Here is a 4,531-nt window from a genome sequence, read left to right as displayed (position 1 = left end):
CGGGGCGCCGTACGGGCCGTCAGGCCTTGCGGGCGGCGGCCAGGATCTTCTCCGTGGTGTGCAGGAACCGGGAGGTGACCGTGCCCCGGTAGGCCCTGCCGAACATGTCCTTGGTGACCCACTTGCCGTCCCGGAGGTGGATCACCACGTACGCGGCCCCCGGGTCGGCACCGAGCACCTCGACGTCGCCCTTCGGCGAGCGGTACGGGAAGGTGAATTCGCCCGGCAGCGGCTCGGAGAGGAAGGCGACGACCAGCCGGACGTCCGGCGTCACCTCGACGCCCCGGAAGGGCTCGGCGGCGAGCAGGCCGGCCACCTCGTCCACCGTCCGCAGCAGCGCCGGCACCGGGTACCCGAGCGCCTGCTCCAGGTGCTCCTCGATCCGCGCGGTCAGCGCCGCGCGGTCCGGCTCGTCGGTGGTGAAGAAGACGTTGCCGCTCTGGATGTAGGAGCGGACGTTCCCCAGGCCGAGCTCGGTGAACAGCGCCCGCAGCGGCTCCATCCGCACCGTCCGGCCGCCGACGTTGACGGCCCGCAGGAAGGCGATGTACGTGGTCGTGGTGGTCACCCGGTCAGTGTGGCACCGGCCACTGACAGCGGCCCGGCGCCCCTGCTCCGCGGGACCGCCCCGCCCGGCCGCCCGCCTTCGCGTCCGCCGTCCTGCCCCGCCCGCCTTCGCGTCCCGGCCCCCGCCCGTCCGGTCGTCCGCGCACGGCGGCCGTCGGTGCCGGGTGCCAGACTGGCGCCATGGCTACCTGGCAGGATTTCGAGCACGAGGCCCCCGATTTGGCGCCCCTGGTCCGGGCCCGGTTCGAGGCGAACAAGCACCACGTCATGGCGACGCTGCGCAAGGACGGATCGCCCCGGGTCAGCGGCACGGAGGTCGAGTTCGTCGGCGCCGACCTGTGGATCGGGTCGATGTACGGCGCGGTCAAGGCGCGTGACCTCCAGCGCGACGCCCGCTTCGCACTGCACGCGCACCCGGGGGACGAGACCATGGCCGGCGGGGACTCCAAGGTCTCCGGCAGGGCGGTGGAGGTCACCGACGAGACCGAACTCGCCGCCTTCGCCGCCGATCTGCCCGAGGCGCCGCCCGGCCCGTTCCACGCGTTCCGGCTGGAGCTCGACCAGGTGGTGCACACCTCCGTGGAGGGCGACCACCTGCTCGTGCACAACTGGCACCCGGGTCGGCCGGTGGAGCGGATCCAGGTCCACTGACCGGCCGATCCGGCCGCAAGGCCCCTACGGCAGGACGGACTTGAGGGCCTCGGGGGTGCGGGCCACGACGGCGTGCCCGTCGTCCGCGGTGATGATCGGGCGCTGGATCAGGATCGGGTGCTCGGCCATCGCCGCGATCCAGCGGTCGCGCTCACCCGCCTCCCGGGGCCAGCCCTTCATCCCCAGGTCCTTCGCGACCTGCTCGTCGGTGCGGGTGATGTCCCACGGCTCCAGGCCCAGACGCTCCAGCACCTGTACCAGCTCGGCCGCGGTGGGCGGCTGCTCCAGGTAGCGCCGCACGGTGTACTCGACTCCGGCGCCGTCCAGCTCGCCGAGTGCGGCCCGGCACTTGCCGCACCGCGGGTTGATCCAGATCTCCATGCCGGTCACCCTACCGAGCCGTCCGCGCCCGCCCCGCCCCGCCGCGCGCATCGGCCCGCCCCGCCCCGCCGCGCGATTCCGGTGGGTACGGGAACTCCGCCGCGCCCGACGGCGGTTGACCGGACAGGAAGCGTGATCTCGGGAGGGGAGCACCGGATGGACGGCGCGGCGATCATCGAACAGCTGATGACCACGGAGGTCAGGACCGATCCGTACCCGCTGTACGCCAGGGCCCGCGAGCTGGGCCCGGTGGTCCCGGCCGGGGACGGCATGTTCGTGGTGAGCGGCTACGCGGCGGTCAACAAGGTGCTGCGCACGCCCGCCTTCGGGGTGGCGACCGCCGAGATGATGGCCGGACTGGCCCCCGAGTACGCCGTGCACTCCTCGCTGGCCCTGTTCGGCCGCTCGATCCTCCAGCGCAACGCCCCCGACCAGCCCCGGGTCCGCTCGCTGATCGCCTCGGTGTTCACCGCCCGCCGGGTCGCCGCGCTGCGCCCGGCCGTGGAGACGGCGGTCGACCGGCTGCTGGACGGCATGGCCGAGCAGGGCGCCGACGGCTCGCCGGTGGACTTCATGGACGCCTTCGCCTTCCGGCTGCCGGTCGGGGTGATCTGCGAGCTGCTCGGCGTCCCCGAACAGGACCGCTACCGCTTCCGCGACCTCGCCTCCGACCTGACCGTCGCGCTGGAGATCATCCAGGACCTGGACGAGCTGGCCGCCGCCGACGAGGCCGCCGACGAGCTGGCCCGCTACTTCACCGAGCTGGCCGCCGAGCGACTGGCCCGGCCGCAGGACGACCTGGTCACCGACCTGGCCCGGATCGCCGCCGCGGACGACGAGCGGCTCTCCGCCGAGGAGCTGCTGGCCAACCTGGTGCTGCTGCTGGTGGCCGGCTTCGAGACCACCACCAACCTGCTCGGCAACGGCCTGGCCCTGCTGTTCCGCCACCCCGAGGCGGCCGCCGGGCTGCGCAGCGGCGCGATCACCCCGGCCGGGTTCACCGACGAGGTGCTGCGCTTCGACTCCCCGGTGCAGGCCACCGGCCGGGTCGCGCTGGAGGAGGGCCTGAATGTCGAGGGCCTGCCGATCCCGCCCGGCCACGCGGTGACCCTGCTGATCGGCTCGGCCAACCACGACCCCGCCCGGTACGAGCACCCCGAGGTGTTCGACCCGACCCGCACCGACAGCCAGCCGCTCAGCTTCGGCGGCGGCACCCACTTCTGCCTGGGTTCCCAGCTGGCCCGGCTGGAGGCCGAGGTCGCGGTGCCCGCCCTGCTCGACCGGTTCCCCCGGCTCGCCCCGGGCGGCGTCCCGACCCGGCGCGACCGCCTGGTGCTGCGCGGCTACGAGACCCTGCCGGTGACCGTCCGGTGACCGTCGGGTGACGCGCGGTCCCCGCGGCCGGGGATTTGGCTCCTCCGGCCCCGGGGACCGGGACGTTCGGCCGTTCGTGGCTGGGCCGTTCGTGGGAGAGCATGGAGGGACGAAAGCGGCCAATCCGGACCGATCACCCGGAACGGCCACCTGCCAGGAGGTCCCACCGTGCGCACAGCACCCCGCCCGCCGCGCCCCGCGGCGCTGGAGCCCAGGGTTCCGCGCTGGGTGCCCTGGCTGCCGGTGCTCCTGCTGGTGCTGGACCTGGTCGCCGAGGCCGTCGTCCCGGACGCCGTCGCCGCCGGCTTCCTGCTCACCGCACTGCCCGTGGTGGCCGCCTTCAGCTACGGCCCGGTGCTGACCGCCGTCACGACGGCCGGCTCCCTGGCGCTCCAGCTCGGCCTGGCGCTGCGCGCGGACCACGTCAACGAGCAGCACCACGTCTGGGTCTACATCGCCACCCTGCTCTCCGGCGTCATGGGCACCGCGCTGTCCTGGCAGCGCACCCGGCAGAACCGCAACCTGCTCCACGCCCGTACGGTCGCCGAGACCCTGCAGCGCACGGTGCTGCGTCCGGTGCCCGAGCGGGCCGGCGGGCTGCGGGTGGCCGGCCTCTACCGCCCGGCCCAGGCCGACGTGCTGGTCGGCGGCGACCTGTACGAGGTCTGCGACACCCGCTTCGGCGTGCGGGTGCTGCTCGGCGACGTCCGGGGCAAGGGCCTGGGCGCGGTCCGCACCGTCGCCGACGTCCTCGGCGCGTTCCGGGCGGCCGCGTACGACACCCCCGGGCTGGTCGAACTCGCCGACCAGCTGGACCGCGCGGTGCTGCGCGACGCCGCCGACCGCGGCGACGACGAGCTGTTCGTCACCGCCGTCCTGCTCCAGTACCGGCCCGGCTCGGACTGCGTGGAGATCGTCAACCGCGGTCACACCACCCCGCTGCTCCTCGGCGGGGGCGGCATCACCCCGGTGTCCTGCGCCGACGAGCTCCCGCTCGGCCTCGGCCACCTCGGCCCCGCCGACGAGCGCAGCAAGGCGGTCGCCGTGGCGCTGCCCCCGGGCCACACCGTCCTGCTCTACACCGACGGCGTCAGCGAGGCCCGCGACACCGCCGGCGCCTTCTACCCGCTGGCCCCCCGCCTCGCCGCCCTCGGCACCACCGCCCCCGACCGGGTGGTCTCCTTCCTGGCCCAGGACGTCCACCGGTACGCCGGCCTGCTCGCCGACGACCTCGCCGTCCTCGCCCTCACTCCGGACGTCCCGTAGGCCCGGACCACTCCCAGAGGTTCGCGAACAGCTCCGCCTGCTCCCGGGCGTCGTCCAGGGCGTGGTGTGTATGAGGGAGGTCCGGCAGCAGCTCCGGCGGCATCGACCGCTTGCCGATCCCGGCGAACGGCACCCCGGCCCGCGCCGCGTACAGCGTCTTCAGATCCAGGCAGCCGGAGTGGCCGAACGGGCTGGAGCCGGTGAACCGCACCAGGTACCAGTAGAGGAACTGCCAGTCGTACACCGCCGGGTAGCCCACCATCACCGGCCGGTACCGCTGCCCGCCCGGCCC

5 protein-coding genes and 1 pseudogene are annotated in these 4,531 nt (G+C 74.3%); 3 read left to right on the top strand and 3 right to left on the bottom strand.

Annotated elements, in window-relative coordinates:
- Positions 1-19 precede the first annotated feature (19 nt).
- Complete coding sequence (locus tag ACIQOV_RS28895) at positions 20-568, bottom strand: DUF1697 domain-containing protein (protein ID WP_401053453.1); 549 nt, start codon at positions 566-568, stop codon at positions 20-22.
- A 179-nt stretch (positions 569-747) separates the two neighbouring features.
- Between ACIQOV_RS28895 and ACIQOV_RS28890 the strand changes: the two genes are divergently transcribed.
- The gene (locus ACIQOV_RS28890; RefSeq protein ID WP_359896970.1) at positions 748-1,218 is read left to right on the top strand and encodes a pyridoxamine 5'-phosphate oxidase family protein; all 471 of its coding nucleotides are present in this window, start codon (positions 748-750) and stop codon (positions 1,216-1,218) included.
- A 24-nt stretch (positions 1,219-1,242) separates the two neighbouring features.
- On the opposite strand, the gene ACIQOV_RS28885 is transcribed toward ACIQOV_RS28890, so the two are convergent.
- Complete coding sequence (locus tag ACIQOV_RS28885) at positions 1,243-1,599, bottom strand: arsenate reductase family protein (protein ID WP_401053451.1); 357 nt, start codon at positions 1,597-1,599, stop codon at positions 1,243-1,245.
- 132 nt (positions 1,600-1,731) lie between these two features.
- Between ACIQOV_RS28885 and ACIQOV_RS28880 the strand changes: the two genes are divergently transcribed.
- Positions 1,732-2,973 (top strand): cytochrome P450, encoded by a 1,242-nt coding sequence (locus ACIQOV_RS28880; RefSeq protein ID WP_401053449.1) that lies wholly within the window; start codon positions 1,732-1,734, stop codon positions 2,971-2,973.
- Between the two features lie 168 nt (positions 2,974-3,141).
- Positions 3,142-4,239 carry a PP2C family protein-serine/threonine phosphatase gene (locus ACIQOV_RS28875; protein ID WP_401053447.1) on the top strand — a complete coding sequence of 366 codons (1,098 nt, stop codon included), beginning with the start codon at positions 3,142-3,144 and terminating at the stop codon, positions 4,237-4,239.
- Here ACIQOV_RS28875 and ACIQOV_RS28870 read toward each other — a convergent pair.
- Positions 4,220-4,531 (bottom strand): annotated as a pseudogene (locus ACIQOV_RS28870) (exonuclease); the annotation flags it as partial. The gene ACIQOV_RS28875 and the pseudogene ACIQOV_RS28870 overlap by 20 nt on opposite strands.

Source organism: Kitasatospora sp. NPDC091257, from assembly GCF_044757675.1.
Classification (GTDB): domain Bacteria; phylum Actinomycetota; class Actinomycetes; order Streptomycetales; family Streptomycetaceae; genus Kitasatospora; species Kitasatospora lactacystinica.
The sequence above is the reverse complement of the archived record's forward strand: the minus strand, read 5'-3'. Positions and strand labels throughout refer to the sequence as shown.